The organism is Saccharothrix mutabilis subsp. mutabilis (assembly GCF_039521145.1).
Classification (GTDB): Bacteria; Actinomycetota; Actinomycetes; order Mycobacteriales; family Pseudonocardiaceae; genus Actinosynnema; species Actinosynnema mutabilis.
The window spans coordinates 1-530 of record NZ_BAAABU010000086.1; the positions used below are offsets into that span (position 1 = coordinate 1).

The window sequence follows — 530 nt, forward strand, 5'->3', positions numbered from 1 at the left end:
AAAGGACGCTATCGACGTTCTGTCCAAGATTCCAGAACCGTTGAGAATGAGCGTTGTTGAGGTGACGCTGGACTTTTCCGAGAGTATGCACAGTATCGTGGAAACTTGCTTCCCCAAAGCCATGCTTACACTAGACAGGTTCCACCATCAGCAGTTCTGCCTTGAAGCCTTGCAAGAAGTGCGCAGGGAGTATCGCAGGGAACAGATGACAAAGGATGCCAACGACCGTGAAGAGCATCGTCTCAGAATGAAGGAACTGATAAAGAATGATGGTCCTTGGGTTGACGAGGATGGATACACCATCAGACGCAATGCAAAGTTCTGTCCCAAGCGGTTGGAGAACGAGGAGACAAGGGCTGAACTACTGGCGCGGAGCAAGGCGCTATTGATGATGTCGCCCGACAAATGGACGGAAACACAGAAAGAGAGAGCCGAAATATTGTTCCGTGAGTTTCCTGCCATCAAGACGGCATTTACGCTTACTCATTCGCTTAGAATGATTTTCTCACAAAGGTGTTCCAAGGAACAGG

General features: G+C 49.2%; 1 protein-coding gene. It reads left to right on the top strand.

The genetic code is table 11. The features are described 5' to 3' along the window. Positions 1-61 precede the first annotated feature (61 nt). Positions 62-530, top strand: a 469-nt coding sequence (locus ABD126_RS38695; protein ID WP_343944877.1) for a transposase, incomplete at its 3' end; no start/stop codon positions are given.